The organism is Alteriqipengyuania halimionae, from assembly GCF_009827575.1.
GTDB lineage: Bacteria > Pseudomonadota > Alphaproteobacteria > Sphingomonadales > Sphingomonadaceae > Alteriqipengyuania_A > Alteriqipengyuania_A halimionae.
Map to the genome: position 1 here is coordinate 2,195,221 of NZ_WTYR01000001.1, position 17,649 is coordinate 2,212,869.

Genomic DNA, 17,649 nt, shown 5'->3' on the forward strand with positions numbered 1-17,649 from the left:
CTCCGTCGAACAGATCTTGAAGCCTGATTACTACGCGCCCCAGCCATATGTCCGCACCAACCTAGTGTGCCCTTCTGACAAGAAAGCAGCGACAGGACCACAAATTAACTGGTTACGATGATCCCGCCATTGGGATGCAGCACTTGTCCCGACATGTAGGACGAATCCTCGCACGCCAGGAACAGGAAGGCCGGTGCGACCTCGTTCGGCTCTCCCGGTCGCCCCATCGGCGTATCCTTGCCGAAGTCGTCCATTTCTTCCGGCGGTTGACCGCCGCAGGGATTGAGCGGGGTCCAGATCGGCCCGGGCGCCACGGCATTCACGCGGATTCCATCGCCGACAAGGTTTTCGCTCAGCGAACGCGTGAAAGCGGTGATCGCGCCCTTGGTGGCGCTGTAATCGAGCAGGATCGGCGCACCCTTGTACATTGTCACGCTGGTGCAATTGACGATTGCCGCACCTTTCTTGAGGTGTGGGCGGGCCGCCTGGACGAGGTAGAACATCGAGAAGATGTTGGTCTGGAAGGTGCGCTGGAGTTGCTCGCGCGTGATGTCGGTGACGTCTTCGTCGGGGTGTTGCTCGCCGGCATTGTTCACCAGAACGTCGAGTCGGCCCCATTTCCCGATCACCTTGTCGACCAGCGCCTTGCCGACATCGGGATCGCCGAGATCGCCCTTGTGAAGCAGGGCTTCGCTGCCTTCGTCGGCAATGGCATCGGCGGTGATCTGCGCGTCGTCGTCTTCCTTGAGATAGGCGATCGCCACCTTGGCGCCTTCGCGCGCGAACAATACGGCTGTCGCACGGCCAATGCCGCTGTCGCCGCCGGTCACGATCGCGACCTTGCCTTCCAGGCGTCCGGAGCCCGGAAAGCGAGGCTTCCATTCGGGCTTGCGGTCGAGTGCGGTCTCGTGGCCGGGCATCCGCGGTTCCTCTTCGGTCTCGCGGATGAAAGCGGTATCGGTTTTCGTCTCAGACATGCGGTGCGCCCTTTCTGCTTGGGTTAGTTATCCAAGCCGCAAGGGCGCCCGCAGTTCCGGTCGGAGCGGCTTAGCCGATACCGAGCGCAGCTTTGTAGGTGTCGAGAATGGTTTCCATTTCGGCGCGATCATCGGGGCTCATTTTCCGCAGGCGGACGATCTGGCGCATGATCTTGGTGTCGTAACCCACCGCCTTGGCTTCGGCATAGACGTCGCGAATATCGTCGGCGATGCCCTTCTTTTCCTCTTCGAGGCGCTCGATGCGTTCGATCAGCAGGCGCAGGCGGTCGTCGGTGTTCTCGGCCATGATGGTCTCCGGTGATGTCGTGTGAATCGGTTGGGCGCCCCGTTAGCCCGGCGCGCCGGGATTGCGAAAGGTGCAATCGTGGATAATTCCGGCAAAACGGCCTTGCCGGGATTCCGCGTCCCCATGTGACTTCCAACCGTCGCATCTTTGCCATAGTGCGTGTCGAAACAATGGAAGGATCGACGACAATCATGGCTTACCCCCAGCCGCGCGGACGCAAGGTGAAGATTCTCGCCACACTGGGCCCGGCGAGCAATGACGGCGAGACCATCGGCGCGCTGATCAAGGCGGGTGCCGATGCCTTCCGCGTGAACATGAGCCATGGCGATCACGATTTTCACGCCGCGACGATCGAGACGATCCGCGCGCAGGAGAAGAAGGCCGGTCGGTCCATCGCGATCCTAGCCGATCTGCAGGGTCCCAAACTGCGCGTCGGCACCTTCGACGGCGGCAAGGCCTTCATCAAGCACGGCGCGCATTTCACCTTCGATCGCAAGGACGAGCCGGGAACCGACGAGCGCGTCACACTGCCGCATCCCGAATTGTTCAACCTGCTCGAAAAAGGCCAGCGCCTGCTGGTGGACGACGGCAAGATCCAGCTGCGCGTGATCCGCGCGAGCGAAGACGAGATCCTCTGCTCGGCCGAAGTCGGCGGACCGATTTCGGACCGCAAGGGCGTCAACGTGCCCGATGCCCTGATCCCGGTGCCGGCATTGACCGACAAGGACCGGCGCGACCTGTCCTTCGCGATGGATCGGGGCTGCGACTGGATCGGCTTGAGCTTCGTCCAGCGGGCCGAAGACGTTGCCGAATGCCGCCGGCTGATGGGTGGCAAGGGCGCGCTGTGCGCCAAGATCGAGAAGCCCGCTGCGCTCAAGAATCTCGATCAGATCATCGAACTGGCCGACGGCATCATGGTGGCGCGCGGCGATCTGGGTGTCGAACTGCTGCCCGAAGAAGTGCCACCGATCCAAAAGCGGATCGTCGAGTTTACCCGTCGCCAGGGCAAGCCGGTGATCGTCGCCACGCAGATGCTCGAAAGCATGATCGAGAGCCCTGCTCCGACCCGTGCCGAAGTCTCCGACGTCGCCACCGCGGTCTATGACGGCGCCGATGCGGTGATGCTCTCGGCCGAAACGGCGGTCGGCCAATGGCCTACCGAAGCGGTCGGGATCATGGACCGGATCGCCAAACAGGTCGAGCGCGATCCAGGCTATGCCGATCGCGTCCATTTTACTGAGACGCTGCCCGATGCGACCACCGCCGACGCTCTGAGCCATGCCTGTGCGACGATTGCCGACACCGTCGTGCTGGCGGGGATCGTGGTGTTCACCGGCTCCGGCTCGACGGCAAGGCGTGTCGCGCGCGAACGCCCCTCGGTCCCGATGCTGGTGCTGACGCCGCGCACCGAAGTGGCGCGCCGGATCGCCCTGCTGTGGGGTGCACATGCCGTCCACACCCGCGACATCGGCAGCTTCGAGGAGATGATCGCCAAGGGCAAGCGGATGGCGCTGCGGCACGGTTTCGGCGAGGCGGGAGCCAAGCTCATCACACTTGCGGGTGTTCCGTTCGGCACACCGGGCAGCACCAACCTGCTGCATGTCGTCACCCTCTCGGGTGACGAGCTCCAAGGCTATCGCGACTAACGGATATATCCGAGGTGTGTTGCCTGACTGCATCGCCAGTCGTAATTCCGTAACAAAACGCTTGGCAAGCGACTCATCAGAGGCTTAGTCTCCGTTCCGGGAACAAAAGCGCACCGTGTTTTTCGGAACATCGGTGCCACGGAGAGGAAAACCTGATGACCAAACGCCTTGCCCGCGTGTCGATGACGCGTACCTCGCTTTATGCGCTCGCTCTTGCCGGATGCGGCCTCGCCCTCCCTGCCATCGCACAGGATGTCGACGAAGCATCGGTAGAGGATGAGGGCGACGACGTTGTCGATCCCCAGAATCGCGTCGTGATCACCGCTCAAGGCCGCCAGCAGCAACTCTCGGACGTTCCGGTTGCGGTGTCTGCCGTCTCTGCGGTCGAGCTCGAGCGCTCGGGCACGTCCGACATTCGCGAACTCAACCAGGTAGCGCCATCGCTGCTCGTGTCCTCGACCGGCAACGAAGCGAACGGCTCCGCGCGCATTCGCGGAATCGGCACGGTGGGTGACAATCCCGGCCTCGAAAGCTCGGTCCCGGTCTTCATCGACGGGGTCTATCGCTCGCGTTCGGGCAATGCGCTGAGCGAGCTCGGCCCGCTCGACCGCATCGAAATCCTGCGCGGCCCGCAGGGCACGCTCGGCGGCCGCAATTCGACCGCGGGCCTGATTTCGATCTACACCCGCGAACCGCAATTCCTGTTCGAAGGCTACGCCTCGGCAACATACGGCAATTACGATGCGCTGCGCTTCGAAGCGGGCGTCAATGCGCCGCTTGGAGAGACGGTCGCCGCCCGGATCGACGGCATCTACTTCCAGCGTGACGGGTTCTATACCGATGTCGTCAACGATACCGACATCAACAATCGCGATCGCTTCCTGGTGCGCGGACAGGTCCTGTTCGAACCGAGCGACCGGCTCTCCCTCCGTCTCGTTGGCGATTATTCGCAAAAGGACGAAGCCTGCTGCGCCGCGACTTTCGTGCAGCCATCGCAGGCGCCACTCGCCCGCGTCAGCACCGGCCTCGACCCATTCACGCGGCCGGCCGGCGGCCCTGCACTGACATCGACCAGCAACCCGATCGTCCCGATCCTGATCGGCCTCGGCAACGATCCGCGCGCATTCACGCAGGATACCTTCAATCGCGACATCTACATGACGCCGGGCCGAACGTTCGAAGGCGAAACCGAGGATTACGGCATCTCGGGCGAGCTCAAATACGATTTCGGCAGCGTCGAACTGACCTCGATCACCGCCTATCGCGAATATTCGAACTGGCAGGCCTCGGACACCGATTACACCCAGGTCGACATCCTCTATCGTGCCCCGGGCGACGACGCGCTGGCACGTGAATTCGCCACCTTCACGCAGGAAATTCGCCTCAACGGCTCAGTCGGCCCGGTCGACTGGTTGATTGGCGGCTATTACGCCAACGAGAAATTGCAGGTCCGCGACAATCTGCGTTTCGGCACCCAATACGGCCAGTTCGTATCGTGCCGTCTCGCGATCGCGCTGCAGGCCTCGCTTCCGGTCACCGTGCCCGATCCAAGCCAGGCAAACTGCTTCAGCCCGACCGCGTTCGGGATCCTGAGTAGCGGCGCGGTGTTCGGTGCCGCCACGCCCGCAATCGTAGCCGGTATCAACAACCTGGCATCGATCAGCGATCTCGGCGGCACGGGTGACGTCTACAACCAGACGAGCAACAACTTTGCGCTCTTCACCCACAACATCATCGAGCTGACCGAAGGGTTGAACCTTACACTCGGCCTGCGTTATACCAACGAAAATAAGGACTTCGATGCCGCGTTCGGCAACGACAACACGGTCTGCCCGACCAACCGTGCACTGCTCGGGCCGCTGCTCGGTGTCCCGTCGCTGGCGGCTTTCGCCGGCGGGATCCTCGCGCTGTCGTGCCAAGGCAATTCGACGTCGGAACTCGACGGCATTTCGCTCGCCGACAGTCGCGACGAGGATAAGTTCACCGGCACCGCAATCCTGAGCTACAAGCTCGATCCGGACTGGCTGGTCTACGGCTCGTTCTCGCGCGGATACAAGGCCGGCGGCTTCAATCTGGATCGTTCGGCCCTTTCGAATCCGCTCGCGCTCGACGCGACCAACCTCGACACGGCAAACCTGCAATTCGCAGCAGAAACCGTCGATTCGTTTGAAATCGGGATCAAGTACGCCACGCCCATGCTCAGCGTCAGCATCGCCGCGTTCAACCAGGATTTCAGCGACTTCCAGCTGAACACCTTCAACGGTTCGTTCTATCTGGTGCAGAACATCAACGGGTGCGGCGTGTCGCTGGCTGGCGGCGATCGCGATGGGGATGCCACCACCGGCGTGTGTCCTGCCGACGATGTGACCGCGGGTGTGACCTCGCGCGGTATCGAGCTCGAAACCTCGATCCGCCCCGCAGACGACATCACGGTCGGGTTCGGGGTAACCTGGGCCGAGACCACCTTCGCCGACGATCTGGTTGGCACCAGCCAGGGTGCCCCGCTCGATCCGGCGCTGCGTCTGCTTCCCGGTGACAACATGTCGAACGCACCCGAACTCGTCGGCACCGCATCGTTCGCGTACACGCCGGCCATCGGCGATGGCGGAATGCGCGGCCTGTTCTACGTCAATGCCCGCATGGTGAGCGATTACAACACCGGCTCGGACCTGCTCTACGGCAAGGAACAGGACGGCTATGTGGTCGTGAACGGTCGCATCGGCCTGACCGATATCGGCGGCATGTTCTCGATCGAGGGCTTCGTACAGAACCTGTTCGACACCGATTACACGCAGGTGGCGTTCAACACGCCTTTCGTAGCGCCGCAGCAGACCTATTCGGCCTTCCTCGCCGAACCGCGGACTTACGGCGTCACGGTGCGCGCCGAGTTCTGATCGACCGATCGGCTACACGAAGCCGCTGACTGGGAAACTGACGGGGCGCTCCTTTCGAGGGGCGCCCCTTTCTATTGACCGTGTGTCAGTCGCGCGCGCCGAACAGCGCGGAGCCGACGCGCACATGCGTCGCGCCAAGCTTCACCGCAGTTTCGAAATCGCTGCTCATTCCCATCGAAAGGCCGGCGAGCCCGTTATCCTGCGCGAGCTTGGAAAGCAGCGCGAAATAGGGCGTGGGCTCGACCTCGAGCGGGGGAACGCACATCAGACCGAGCAGCGGGATGTCGGCATCGCGCGCCTGCGCGATCAGGGCTTCGAGTTGCTTGATCGCCACGCCGCCCTTCTGCTCTTCCTCGCCGATATCGACCTGGATGAAACACGGTACCTGGCGCCCGACCTTGTCGAACGCCTTGCCCAGCGCCTTCACCAGACTCGGTCGATCAAGCGCATGAATGCAATCGAACAATGCCGCCGCGTCTTCCGCCTTGTTGGACTGCAATTGCCCGACCATGTGGAGCGCGATGTCGCCGTGGCGCTCGCGCAGCGCGGGCCATTTGCCTTGCGCTTCCTGCACCCGGTTCTCGCCGAACGTGCGGTGACCCTCGTCAATCAGTGGTATGATTGCGTCCGAATCATACGTCTTGGAGATCGCGACCAGTGTCACGTCGCTGCGCTGGCGCCCGGCGATCTTGCACGCCTTGGCGATGCGCGCCTCGACATCCTGTAATGGGGTATCTGCCTTTTCCATGGCAGCGCGCTATAGCGTTCCGGTGACGACTGGCCAGCCTTTGCCGTTCCTCTGGATCCTCAGCGATGCGCGCAACGATGCGCAGCTCGAGGGCGCGCTCGATCGCCTGCCCGCCGGCTCGGGCTTCGTTTTTCGCCATTACCATCTCGACCCGGCAGCCCGCCGCGAGCGCTTCGATCTCCTTGCACGGCGGGCAAGAGCGCGCGGGCATATGGTGATCGTGTCGCGGGGAGCCGAGAGCTTCGCGCAGGCCGATGGCACGTATGGGCGCGACAGATCCGCCGGTCGTGGGCTTTACCTCGCCACCGCTCACAATGCCGCAGAGATCGACGCTGCCGAACGGGCCGGTGCCGACGGCGTGTTCCTTTCGCCCGTCTTCGCCACCCGATCGCACGAGAGAGGCGATACGCTCGGGCCGGCGGGCTTCCACATGCTGGCGCAGGGCACGTCTTTGCCGGTGATCGCCCTGGGCGGCATGACACCGGATCGGGCGGCCGAAATCGACTGGCCGCGCTGGGGCGCGATCGACGGACTGTCCTAATTGCACCACACACTCCCTTGACGGCGGAATCCGCCCTCGGGCATGGTGTGGCTTCCATCCAAGGGGTTACGACACATGGCATCGACCGCGGTCAGGCGGCGCAAGCAGGGCGAATGGCGCGAGGCGCTGCGCACGACATGGACGCGCACGTTGCAGATCGGCGGCGCGATCGTGTTCTTCGCAGCCATGGCGTTTTTCGCGCTCGCACTGGTCAGCTATCGCCAGACCGATCCCTCCGCTTCCACCGCCGCGGGCGGCCCGGCCCAGAACTGGATGGGCACCGCCGGGGCGTGGATCGCCGATTTCGCGTTGATGGTCGTCGGCCCGGTCTGCGTGCTGTTCCTCCCCTTGCTGTTCGTGTTCGGCCGGGGCCTGTGGACCGGCCCGACCGAAGACGGCGGGTTGTGGCCGCGCTGGAAGCCGGTCGGGATGCTGCTGCTCGCGATGGTGCTGCTGGCCACGGTCGGCGCGCTGATGATCGACGGACGCGGCTCTTCGTTGCCCGCATCGGGAGGCGGCATCGCCGGCCTGCTGGGCGCACGCGCGATCACGGCGCTGGCAGGGCTGGCGCCCGAATCGTTTCACGGCTGGATCATCGGGGCGCTGGGTCTCGTGGCGCTGGCCGCGGGCGCGACGATCGTCACCCGCCTGTTCGCGATCGACTGGAGCCCGCTGTTCCACATTCCCGCCTTCCTCGGTCGCCAGACGCGCCAGATCACCGCGCGCTTCGACACCGGCGAGTTCGACGAAGACGAGGCGACAACGAGGCGCCCGAAAAGGAAGAATTCCCGCATCGCCGATGAGGACGATGTCGACGAGCCCGCGCGCCCGACGCGCAAGCCGCCGACGATCGAGGAACCGGCCGCCCCGCGCGAGCGCGCCAAGACGCCGCCCGCCAAGCCCCAGCGCGACCTGTTCGACAGCTACAGCCTGCCCGACGTCGCCCTGCTCGCCGATCCGCCGACCGGACGCGTGGAGAAGCTCGACAAGCTGGCGCTCGAACGCAATGCCCGCCTGCTCGAAACCGTGCTCGACGATTTCAACGTGAAGGGCGAGATCACCGCCGTCCGCACCGGCCCGGTCGTGACCATGTACGAGCTCGAGCCCGCACCGGGGATCAAGGCCGCGCGGATCATCGGCCTGGCCGACGATATCGCGCGCAACATGTCCGCCGTCTCGGCCCGCGTTTCGCCGGTGCCGGGGCGCACGGTGATGGGCATCGAGCTGCCCAATGCCGAGCGGCAGACGGTGATGCTCAAGGAGCTGATGGAGGATACCGCCTTCGTCGATCACAAGGGCGCCCTTCCGATCATCCTGGGCAAGGACATTTCGGGCGAGCCGATCGTCGCCGACCTTGCCGCGATGCCGCACCTGCTGGTCGCGGGCACCACCGGCTCGGGCAAGTCGGTGGGCCTCAATGCGATCCTGCTGTCGCTGCTCTATCGCTTTACGCCCGAGCAGTGCCGCCTGATCCTGATCGATCCCAAGGTGCTCGAGCTGAAGAGCTACGACGATATCCCGCACCTTCTCGCCCCGGTCGTGACCGAGCCGCAAAAGGCGGTGCGCGCGCTCAAATGGGCGGTCGAGGAGATGGAGCGCCGCTACCGGATGATGTCCGAATTGTCGGTCCGTAACCTCAAGAGCTTCAACGACAAGGTGCGCGTCGCCAAGGCCAAGGGCGCGCCGCTCGGCCGCCGCGTCCAGATCGGGTTCGATCCCGAGACCGGCGAGGAAATGTACGAGGAGCACCAGCTCGATTACGAGGAAGCCCCGCAGGTCGTGGTGATCGTCGACGAGCTGGCCGACCTCATGGTCACGGTCGGCAAGGAAGTCGAAGTCCTGATCCAGCGCCTGTCGCAAAAGAGCCGCGCGGCGGGTATCCACCTGATCATGGCCACGCAGCGCCCCTCGGTCGACGTCATCACCGGCGTCATCAAGGCGAACCTGCCGACCCGGATCAGCTTCCACGTCACCAGCCGCATCGACAGCCGCACGATCCTGGGCGAACAGGGTGCGGAAATGCTGCTGGGCAAGGGCGACATGCTCTACAAGCCCAACACCGAACCGATCACCCGCGTGCACGGGCCGTTCGTGTCCGACGAGGAAGTCGAAAGCGTAGCCGAGCACTGGCGCGGCCAGGGCAAGCCCGACTACGTCACCGCCGTGACCGAGGAGCCCGAGGATGGCGGCTTCGGCTTCGACGATGTGACCGCATCGGACGATCCCAAGGAGCGGCAATACCGCCAGGTCTGCCAGATGGTGTTTGAGAACCAGAAGGCCAGCGCGAGCTGGATCCAGCGCCAGATGGGCGTGGGCTACAACACCGCCGCCAAGTGGATCGAGCGGATGGAAGAGGAAGGCCTCGTCGGCCCCGCCAACCATGTCGGCCGCCGCGAAATCTACCGCGACGAAATGGGCAATCCGCTCTGAGTCCCGACTGACAGGACACGTACGGCGCACGAGCGGCCAAGCGGGGCTACGATGCGCGGATGAAACATGCCTCGCTCGTTGCCGCACTTTCCCTAGCCGCCCTGCTGCCCGGCTGCGCTGTGTCCGGTGCAAGCTGGGACCTGGTCCAGCCTTACGGCAAACGCTCAGACGTCGTGATCGCGCGCGACGGCGTTGCGCTGCGCCTGGTCCCGCCCGATCTGCCCGCGGAGGACGAATGGGACGAGGATACGGAGGTCCCACGAATCCGGCTCCTCGCCGAATTTCCGGGCGCCGCGCCGTTCGCGGTCCCGCTGATCGAGAATGTCGGCGATACCTATGGCTTTTCGGTCGGCATCGGACGGTTGAACCCCGCCGATGCCAGCCCGGCCATCGTCATCGCGGGCTATACCGGGGGCATGCATTGCTGCCACACGATGCAGGTCGTCTCGCTGGTCGATGGCGCGCCCAGGGTCGCCGAGCTCCCCTTGCGCGACGGAGAGCGCGAGATTGCCTTTCCCAGCGATCTCGATGGAGACGGGACGGTCGATTTCCTGCGGCCCGATGGGCGCTTCAACTACGCCTTCACCGCCTACGCCTTCAGCGTGGCGCCGCCGCGTTATTACAATATCGTCGATGGCGAGGCGCGCGATGTCTCGACCGCGCCGCGCTACGACGCGCTCTACCGCCGCTTCGCCGCCGCCATGCACCGCGACTGCGCGAGCGAGGAAAAGGGCCGCAATGGGGCCTGCGTCGCCTATGCCGCTGCGATGGCGCGGCTGGGCAAACCGGAGGACGGCATCGCCTTCGCCGTCGAACACGCGGAGGACAGCGGATGGTATCCCGACAGCTGCAAGGTCCCGCTCGATGAGGACGATGGTTCCCCAACGGCAGGGAACGCAGCTTCGCCTCGTTCGAGGACGCGCTCCGCTGGTTCCTTGCCGATACGGGGTGGATCGCCGCCTAGCCTCCCAACAGCGCCGCCATCGCGCGGGCCAGGTCGGCGAAGCGCTGCCTGGCCAGTCCGTCATGCTCGCCGGCGGGCGTTTGGAGCGCGAAGACCGCGTCGGGTTCACGGTCATCGATCATTGCCAGCAAATTGGCCTTGGTCTGCCCGTCGATCGATCCGGCCCTTGCGAGCTGGTCGACCAGTGCCCGCGCCGCGACCTCGGCGGGCCAGCTCACTTCGGTCTGCTGCTGCGGATTGAAGCGGTCATCCTGATAGATCGCCTGCTTGGCGGCGGCGATCTCGGCCGCCGAGAGATACTCGCTGGGCAGCAGTTCGAGCACGTCGAGACCGCGGGTGATCTCGGTGCCGTAGATCTTGCCGTCATACCAATAGGCCGACCAGTAACCGCCGACGACCAGCTGGTCCTTGTCGACCGGGCCGCGATCGAAATAGGCGATTTCGAACGGGTTCGCGCTGTCGGTGAAATCGACCACGCTGATCCCGCCCTGATACCAGGCCTGGACGTAGATATCGCGCCCCGGCACCGGTACGATCGAGCCGTTATGCGCGACGCAGTTTTCCTTGTCGGTCTGCGCGGCGGGCAATTTGTAATGGCTGCGATATTCGAGCTTGGTGCCGTCGATGTCGTAGATCGCATCGGCGCCCCAATTGCGCTTGTCCTTCGCCCGGCAGCGCGGGCGACCGCCGCCGCCCCATTCGTCAGTATACATCACCTTTGTGCCGTCATTGTTGAATGTGGCCGAGTGCCAGTAGGCAAAGCCATCATCGGTCACCGCGTCGATCCGCTTGGGCTCCATCGGGTTCGAGATATCGAGCAGGATGCCATTGCCCGAGCATGCGCCGGCGGCGATGTTCTTCGAGGGGAAGGCAGTGATGTCGTGGCACTGGTCTGTGCGGCGCGTGTCCTGCGTGCCGTCACCGTGATCACCGCCGGTCCACAGGCCTGCAACCCGATCTTCGAGCCCGAACACGCGCGGGCTGTCGACGATCCGCGCGGCGGCCGGGTTGGCGACCGGGATCTCGATCACGTCGATGCTGAAATAGGAGGTATCTGAAGCGAGGTCGTCGCTCTCGCACCCGGCCAGCTCCTTCTCTTCGCGCACGAAGCTGGTGCCCGAATTGTAGACGATGATCTTGCCGTCCGTGCCGGGGCCGGAAATCACCGAATGGGTGTGCGAGCCGCGGCAGGTCTGCACCTGGCCGACCTGCTTGGGGCGATAGGGATCGGAGATGTCGAAGATCCGCAAGCCGCGGAAACGCTCGGGCGAGACGTCTTCGCGCACCCCTTGCGTGCCGCAATCCTTGCGCCCCCGGGTCTGCTCCACGCTCATGATCAGGAGGTTGCCGACTGCCGAGACATCGCCCTGCCCGCCGGGGCAGACCACCGCCGCGCGCAGGGTCGGGATGCCGTCCTCGCCCAGATCGTAGACCTGGAAGCCGTGGTAATTGCCCACGAACAGCGTGTTGCCCTGGAATGCCATGTCGGTGTTGGAGAAGCTGAACAGCGGCGCGCGTTCGACCAGCGAGGGTTCGCGCGCATCGCCTTCGCCCGCCGCCTGATCGGCCTCGGCGACCTCTGCCACATCCTCGGCATCGGGATCGGCCGGTTTTTCGGGGCGCAGGCCGGCCGGGTTGTTGGGATCGAAGAAGCCCGGCGCCTTGGGCTGGGCCGAGACCAACTTCATGTTGAGCGCGGCCTCGCCCGCATCGCGGAAGCCTGCTGCGAGGTTGGAGCGCGGATCCTCCGACAGCGTATCGAGCAGCGCGGCCATGCGATCGATTTCGGACTGCTGCTCGTTCTTCACGTCGGCGGCGAAATCGGCGAGGAACGGATCGTAGGCCGAGCCGGGCTGGTCGAGCAGATCGTCGACCATCACGATCGCGCCATCGTGGTGGGCGATCATCAGCTTGAGCCACATCTGCTGGAATGCGACACCTTCGAGAGTGGCTAGCTCTGCCATCTGCTCGGGCGTGGCCATGCCGGGCATCATCATGCCCTTCATGTGCCCCATCTTCGCATGTTCGGCATGAATGGCCGGATCGGGCGCCTCGATCCCGCGATCGGCGAGCCACGAGCGCATGAAGGCGATCTCGTCGCCCTGGCTGGCATCGATCCGCCCGGCGATCACGTCGAGCTCGGGCGCACCCGAACGGCCCTTCACCAGCGCCGCCATCTGCTGCGCCTGGTAATGGTGATGGATCATGCCCTGCATGAAGGCGACATCGTCTTCGGTGAAGCTGGGATCGGCGAGCTTCACCGCTTCCTCGGCGCTCAACGACCTGGTGTCCTCACCCACACCGCCGGGCTGCACGATCGTCACCTCCTGCGCATGGGCCAGCACGGGAAGGCTGAGGGCGATGGCGGTGGTCGTGGCAAAGGCGATTCGGCGCGGCGTCATTAAATGTCTCTCCGTGATGGGAATCGTGGGCATTTGTAACGAATGAACGCTCTTTTGAAAGCGATTCGACCACGCATGCGCGATTGTTTGCGCACCCTCCCGAACGGGTCTAATCGGCCCTCCAAGTTTTGTGAGAGGAACCTGAAATGCGCGTCGGCTGCCCCAAGGAAATCAAGAACCACGAATACCGCGTCGGCCTGACGCCTGAGAGCGCCCGCGAACTGGTGAACCAGGGCAACGAAGTGTGGATCGAAACCCAGGCCGGTGCCGGGATCGACGCCACGGACGCGCAATATGTCGATGCAGGCGCCAAGATCGTCGACAGCGCGGACGCGATCTTCGCCGAATGCGAAATGGTGGTTAAGGTCAAGGAACCGCAGGCGGTCGAACGCGCCAAGCTGCGCGAAGGCCAGATCCTGTACACCTATCTCCACCTCGCCCCCGATCCGGACCAGACGAAGGAACTGGTCGAAAGCGGCGTAACCGCGATCGCCTATGAAACCGTCACCGGACCGCGCGGCCAGCTGCCGCTGCTCAAGCCGATGAGCCAGGTTGCCGGACGCATGAGCGTGCAGGCCGGTGCCAGCGCGCTCGAAAAGGCGCATGGCGGCCGCGGCGTGCTGCTCGGCGGCGTGCCGGGCGTGATGCCGGGCAAGGTCGCGATCATCGGCGGCGGTGTGGTCGGCTTCAACGCGGCGCAGATGGCGGTCGGCCTCGGCGCCGACGTGACGATCCTCGATCGCGATCCCGAAGTGCTCGAAAAGGTCGGCACCTTCTTCGAAGCGCGCGCCAGCACGCGCTTTTCGAACGACGCGAACCTCTACGACGCGGTGACCCAGGCCGATCTCGTGATCGGCGCGGTGCTGATCCCCGGTGCGGCGGCACCCAAGCTCGTCACCCGCGACATGCTCAACCACATGCAGAACGGCGCGGTGCTGGTCGATGTCGCGATCGATCAGGGCGGCTGCTTCGAAACCAGCAAGCCGACCACCCATGCCGAGCCGACCTATATCGTCGACGGCGTCGTCCATTACTGCGTCGCCAACATGCCCGGCGCAGTCGCGCGCACCAGCACCTATGCGCTCAACAACGTGACGCTGCCGCATGCCCTGCGGATCGCGCGGATGGGCTGGAAGGAAGCGCTGCGCAACGACCCGTATCTTGCCGAAGGCCTCAACGTCCATCAGGGCAAGGTCACCTATCGCGCGGTCGCCGACGAACTGGGCTACGACTACACTTCGCTGGACGACGTACTCGCCTGACGCTTCCGGAGCGTGGGCAAAAGGCGCGACAGCCTTGCCTGTTCGTTAACCATCCGCTGTTAATCGATCCCGATGGGAGCGATTCTCGGCCGGATCGGAATGGTATTGGCGCTGGTCTGCGCCTGTCTGGCCGCGCCCGCTGCGGCCGCAACACTCGATCCCTCCTGCGTGCTTTCGACGTCGGATGACCTCTCTGTCGAAAACGTTCGCAGCGATCCGCGATGGGTCTGCGACGATAGCTTCGCCCTGGGCTCGGCGCGGTTCAACTGGTTGCGTTTCGACGGCACCGACAGGGCCGACTATCGCTTTTTCGCCATGGAGGCCCGCGCCTTCGATAGCATCAAGGTATACCGGGTCGCGCGCGATGGCCTGATCGGCAGCAAGGCGCTTCTTCCCGACGATGTGCATATCGACGAATCGAACGGTGTGTTCGTGCCCCTGCCCGATGTCGGCGATCCGCAAGGCCCGGTGTTCGTGCGGATCGATGGCTATGCGAAGTTCCGCGACGCGCCCAGGGTGCGCCTGTTGGAAAGCGTCGAGGAGTTCCAGCAATCGGTTCCCAAGTTGGTATTCGCAGCCCTGCTGATGGGGCTCGTCCTGGCACCCTGCATCCTCGCCACGATGCTGGCCTACGCGCTGCGTCAGGCCTTCGTCGCATGGTATGCGCTGATGTGTTCGGGCATGGCCCTGACCATCGCAATGACCAGCGGTCTCGCGATCAGCTGGTTGACCTGGAATCTATCGGTCTTCCTCGCGTTCGAACGATTGGGCTATGTCCTGATCGTCTTCGCCTCCTGCCAGTTTGCCCGCGACTTCATCGAGCAAGAGGCGCTGTCTGCGGGTGTTCGCAGTGCCTTGCGCTGGAGCGGGATCGCGATCCTTGTGGCAGGCGTGCTCAATGCTCTCGTGGTGCAGAACCCCGTCCTGTTCGGCTCTGCGCAGCTTGTCGTTCTCGCCGTTTTGATCGTCGCCTTCGGCCAGGCGCTTCGACGCGGGAGCCTGTGGGTCCGCTATCAGCTGGCTGGCTGGTCGTTTGCGATGGTGCTGGTGGCCGATATGGCGCTCAAGGGCGTGGGTCATGGCGGATTTCTCGATACCGACTTCTTCATCGTGTACTACGCCATGGTGTGGGAAATTCTCGTGGTCGCCACCGGCGTGACCCACCGGGTTTTGATGCTGCGGTCGGATCGCGACCGGGCGCGCCAGCTGGCAATTGAGATGGAAACCCTGGCAGAACGCGATCCGCTCACCGGCCTGCTGAACCGCCGTGCGATCGACCTGCGCTTCGGCGATCTCAAGGCCGAGGGTTTCACGGCCTGCGCACTGCTCGATCTCGACCATTTCAAATCTATCAACGACGAGTTCGGGCATACGACCGGCGACGAAGTGCTGGTGGCGGTAGGCGCGGCGCTTGCGCCGGACGACGATACGGTAGCGATCCGCGTCGGCGGCGAAGAGTTCATGCTGCTGATGCGCGGCGACAATATCGAGGAACGTGCCAAGCGGCGGTTGGCAGCGATATCGTTGCGGACCGCGCGCGATGTCGATTTGCTCGACCGGATCGTGACCGCCAGCATGGGCCTCGCCCAGTTCAGCGACGCAGCGGCGGCAGAATGCTCACTCGAGGATTACTACATGCGGGCCGATGTGCTGCTTTACCGCGCCAAGCAGGCGGGGCGAAACAAGCTGGTTGCCGCAGAGGTCGGCATGCACGACATCGGGCAAACAGCGGAGTTAACGAAAGAGCGCCACGTCGCCTGAAACGTGCGACGCCCGGAGCAGGGTCAGGCGTCGTATTTTTCGGCCGGCTTGCGCAATTGCAACCCGGCGCGCTTGCAGGTGGCGACGAGCACATCGTCCTGATTGTAGGCGCGATGCTCGAAGGTGACGATCCCGGCATTGGGCCGCGATTTGCTGTCTTTCAGCGCCACCACCTCGGTCTCGATCCGCAACGTGTCGCCGATGAAGACCGGGGCGGGAAAGCGCACTTCGTCCCAGCCGAGATTGGCGACCGCCGTGCCCAACGTGGTGTCGCCCACCGAAACACCCACCATCAGCGAAAGAGTGAAGCAGCTATTGACCAGCACCCGCCCGTAATCGGTGTCCTTCATGTATTCGGCGTCGAGATGCAGCTGCGCGGGATTGTGCGACAGCGTGGTGAACAGCAGATTGTCGGTCTCGGTCACCGTCCGGCGGATCGCATGATCGAACATCTGCCCGACTTCGAGTTCGTCGAACCATACCCCGGCCATCGCAACGCTCCTCAGTAGCTTTTCGGAAGGCCGAGCACGGACTGGCCGATGAAATTGGCAATCATCTGTTCGCTGACCGGCAGGATGCGCAGCACGATGCTTTCGCGGAACAGCCGTTCGACCTGATACTCGGTCGAATAGCCCATCCCGCCATGGGTCATCACGGCGCGGGTGCAGGCATCGAACGCCGCGCGTCCGCCCAGGAACTTGGCGGCATTGGCCTCGGCTCCGCAGGACTGGTCGGTATCGTAGAGATAGGCCGCGCGCAGCATCATCCAGTAGGCGCTTTCCAGCGCCATCCAGTTTTCCGCGAGCGGATGCTGGATGCCCTGGTTCTGGCCGATCGGGCGACCGAACACTTCGCGTTCCTGCGCATATTGCGCGGCACGATCGAGCGCGTTCTGGCCCAGTCCGATCGCTTCGGCACCGATCAGGATGCGTTCGGGATTGAGCGAGTGGAGGATGTATTTGAACCCCTCGCCTTCCTCGCCGATCCGATCTTCGTCCGGGATGAAGAAATCGTCGATGAAGACGGCGTTCGAATCCACCGCATTGCGGCCCATCTTGGGGATCCGGCGGACCTCGATCTGATCCTTGTCCAGATCGGTATAGAACAGCGTCATGCCCTCGGTCGACTTCTTGCATTCGTCCTTGGGCGTGGTGCGGGTGAGCAGCAGGATCTTGTTCGCGACCTGGCCGCTGGTGGTCCAGATCTTGCGACCGGTTACGCGATAGCCGCCATCGACCTTGGTCGCGAAAGTGGTGATCGATGTGGTATCGAGACCCGCATTGGGTTCGGTCACACCGAAGCAGACCTTGTCCTCGCCCGCGATCAGGGGCTTGAGGATCCGTTCCTTCTGTTCGGGCGTGCCGAAACGCTTGACCGGGTGCGGGCCGAACAGATTGATGTGGATCGTCGAGGCGGCGGCGAAACCGCCCGAACTGCGCCCGACCGTGTGCATCATCAGCGCCGCTTCGGTCACCCCCAGCTCGCTGCCGCCGAGTTCTTCGGGCATGGTGATGCCGAGCCAGCCGCCTTCGGCCATGGCGCGATGGAATTCATGCGGGAATTCCTTCCGCTCTTCCTTGCCGCTCCAATATTCGTCGTCGAACTGGTCGGTTACCTTTTTCACCGCATCGACGATGGCCTGCTGGTCTTGCGTAAGCGCGATTTCCACTGCGTTTCCGGTCCTTGTTGCTGGTGCCCCAACGCCATAGCGGAGCCG

13 protein-coding genes are annotated in these 17,649 nt (G+C 64.1%); 6 read left to right on the forward strand and 7 right to left on the reverse strand.

The features are described from left to right. Positions 1 to 104: 104 nt before the first annotated feature. A complete protein-coding gene (locus GRI68_RS10545; protein WP_160617203.1) occupies positions 105 to 977 on the reverse strand; it encodes an SDR family oxidoreductase in 873 nt (290 codons plus the stop codon). A 70-nt stretch (positions 978 to 1,047) separates the two neighbouring features. Then, entirely contained in the window at positions 1,048 to 1,284 is a 237-nt protein-coding gene (locus tag GRI68_RS10550; protein ID WP_160617204.1) for a DUF2312 domain-containing protein, read from the reverse strand. Positions 1,285 to 1,475: 191 nt separating this feature from the next. On the opposite strand from GRI68_RS10550, the gene pyk reads away from it, so the two are divergent. Then, on the forward strand, positions 1,476 to 2,930 hold the full coding sequence (gene pyk / locus GRI68_RS10555; protein WP_160617205.1) for a pyruvate kinase: 1,455 nt from the start codon (positions 1,476 to 1,478) through the stop codon (positions 2,928 to 2,930). Positions 2,931 to 3,085: 155 nt separating this feature from the next. After that, positions 3,086 to 5,824, forward strand: coding sequence for a TonB-dependent receptor (locus GRI68_RS10560; RefSeq protein ID WP_234028779.1), 2,739 nt, complete (start codon positions 3,086 to 3,088; stop codon positions 5,822 to 5,824). A gap of 85 nt (positions 5,825 to 5,909) precedes the next feature. Here GRI68_RS10560 and GRI68_RS10565 read toward each other — a convergent pair whose 3' ends face one another. Further along, a complete protein-coding gene (locus tag GRI68_RS10565) occupies positions 5,910 to 6,572 on the reverse strand; it encodes a YggS family pyridoxal phosphate-dependent enzyme (RefSeq protein WP_160617206.1) in 663 nt (220 codons plus the stop codon). On the opposite strand from GRI68_RS10565, the gene GRI68_RS10570 reads away from it, so the two are divergent. After that, positions 6,571 to 7,113, forward strand: coding sequence for a thiamine phosphate synthase (locus GRI68_RS10570; protein ID WP_160617207.1), 543 nt, complete (start codon positions 6,571 to 6,573; stop codon positions 7,111 to 7,113). The genes GRI68_RS10565 and GRI68_RS10570 overlap by 2 nt on opposite strands. A 75-nt stretch (positions 7,114 to 7,188) precedes the next feature. Beyond that, the gene (locus GRI68_RS10575) at positions 7,189 to 9,543 is read left to right on the forward strand and encodes an FtsK/SpoIIIE family DNA translocase (protein ID WP_160617208.1); all 2,355 of its coding nucleotides are present in this window, start codon (positions 7,189 to 7,191) and stop codon (positions 9,541 to 9,543) included. Between the two features lie 164 nt (positions 9,544 to 9,707). Here GRI68_RS10575 and GRI68_RS10580 read toward each other — a convergent pair whose 3' ends face one another. Together GRI68_RS10580 and GRI68_RS10585 are read right to left on the reverse strand one after the other, a co-directional pair. Next, positions 9,708 to 10,361, reverse strand: coding sequence for a hypothetical protein (locus tag GRI68_RS10580; RefSeq protein WP_160617209.1), 654 nt, complete (start codon positions 10,359 to 10,361; stop codon positions 9,708 to 9,710). A gap of 142 nt (positions 10,362 to 10,503) precedes the next feature. Beyond that, positions 10,504 to 12,909 (reverse strand): DUF305 domain-containing protein, encoded by a 2,406-nt coding sequence (locus GRI68_RS10585; RefSeq protein WP_160617210.1) that lies wholly within the window; start codon positions 12,907 to 12,909, stop codon positions 10,504 to 10,506. A 146-nt stretch (positions 12,910 to 13,055) separates the two neighbouring features. On the opposite strand from GRI68_RS10585, the gene ald reads away from it, so the two are divergent. Together ald and GRI68_RS10595 are read left to right on the forward strand one after the other, a co-directional pair. Further along, the gene (gene ald, locus GRI68_RS10590; protein WP_160617211.1) at positions 13,056 to 14,171 is read left to right on the forward strand and encodes an alanine dehydrogenase; all 1,116 of its coding nucleotides are present in this window, start codon (positions 13,056 to 13,058) and stop codon (positions 14,169 to 14,171) included. 72 nt (positions 14,172 to 14,243) lie between these two features. Next, positions 14,244 to 15,932, forward strand: coding sequence for a sensor domain-containing diguanylate cyclase (locus tag GRI68_RS10595; protein ID WP_160617212.1), 1,689 nt, complete (start codon positions 14,244 to 14,246; stop codon positions 15,930 to 15,932). A gap of 23 nt (positions 15,933 to 15,955) precedes the next feature. Here GRI68_RS10595 and GRI68_RS10600 read toward each other — a convergent pair whose 3' ends face one another. Both GRI68_RS10600 and GRI68_RS13745 read right to left on the reverse strand, forming a co-directional pair. Then, positions 15,956 to 16,423, reverse strand: a complete 468-nt coding sequence (locus GRI68_RS10600) for a MaoC family dehydratase (protein ID WP_160617213.1) — start codon at positions 16,421 to 16,423, stop codon at positions 15,956 to 15,958. Positions 16,424 to 16,434: 11 nt separating this feature from the next. Further along, positions 16,435 to 17,601 (reverse strand): acyl-CoA dehydrogenase family protein, encoded by a 1,167-nt coding sequence (locus GRI68_RS13745; RefSeq protein WP_160617214.1) that lies wholly within the window; start codon positions 17,599 to 17,601, stop codon positions 16,435 to 16,437. Between the last annotated feature and the right edge of the window lie 48 nt (positions 17,602 to 17,649).

Bases quoted from the DNA above. Each gene is read 5' to 3' on its own strand.
- GRI68_RS10595 (WP_160617212.1), top strand. From the start codon at position 14,244: ATGGGAGCGATTCTCGGCCGGATCGGAATGGTATTGGCGCTGGTCTGC.
- GRI68_RS10570 (WP_160617207.1), top strand. From the start codon at position 6,571: ATGGCAGCGCGCTATAGCGTTCCGGTGACGACTGGCCAGCCTTTGCCG.
- GRI68_RS10560 (WP_234028779.1), top strand. From the start codon at position 3,086: ATGACCAAACGCCTTGCCCGCGTGTCGATGACGCGTACCTCGCTTTAT.
- pyk (WP_160617205.1), top strand. From the start codon at position 1,476: ATGGCTTACCCCCAGCCGCGCGGACGCAAGGTGAAGATTCTCGCCACA.
- GRI68_RS10575 (WP_160617208.1), top strand. From the start codon at position 7,189: ATGGCATCGACCGCGGTCAGGCGGCGCAAGCAGGGCGAATGGCGCGAG.
- ald (WP_160617211.1), top strand. From the start codon at position 13,056: ATGCGCGTCGGCTGCCCCAAGGAAATCAAGAACCACGAATACCGCGTC.
- GRI68_RS10545 (WP_160617203.1), bottom strand. From the start codon at position 977: ATGTCTGAGACGAAAACCGATACCGCTTTCATCCGCGAGACCGAAGAG.
- GRI68_RS10585 (WP_160617210.1), bottom strand. From the start codon at position 12,909: ATGACGCCGCGCCGAATCGCCTTTGCCACGACCACCGCCATCGCCCTC.
- GRI68_RS10565 (WP_160617206.1), bottom strand. From the start codon at position 6,572: ATGGAAAAGGCAGATACCCCATTACAGGATGTCGAGGCGCGCATCGCC.
- GRI68_RS10600 (WP_160617213.1), bottom strand. From the start codon at position 16,423: ATGGCCGGGGTATGGTTCGACGAACTCGAAGTCGGGCAGATGTTCGAT.
- GRI68_RS10550 (WP_160617204.1), bottom strand. From the start codon at position 1,284: ATGGCCGAGAACACCGACGACCGCCTGCGCCTGCTGATCGAACGCATC.